At 47.0% G+C, this 287-nt stretch carries 1 pseudogene; it reads right to left on the bottom strand.

The window, feature by feature from the left end:
- Positions 1 to 287, bottom strand: a pseudogene (locus I6E24_RS16870) (AAA family ATPase); the annotation flags it as partial.

The raw sequence follows: 287 nt of genomic DNA, 5'->3' as shown, positions 1-287 counted from the left end.
GTATATCACCGGGATAGGGTCAGAGTTTCCCGCACGGTAGCTTGTGAATTGGCTTTCGTCTATCTCTATGCTTTCCAGACGCCGGAGGTCGTAGTCGCTCTTTTTCAGAAGCTCAATCAGGAATGTATGTGTACCCGTAGCAAACCAGTAGCTTCTGAACTCCATTGCATCCATTGCATTCAGCAGGCTGAAAGGATTGTATACCCCCTGCATGGTATGATTGAAACGGTAACCATCGTACATGTTCTTCATCCTTGCACAAAGATTCTCCACAGTCGTGTTCTCCT

The organism is Bacteroides caecigallinarum, from assembly GCF_021530995.1.
Lineage (GTDB): Bacteria > Bacteroidota > Bacteroidia > Bacteroidales > Bacteroidaceae > Phocaeicola > Phocaeicola faecigallinarum.
This window is presented reverse-complemented; position numbering and strand designations above follow the sequence as displayed.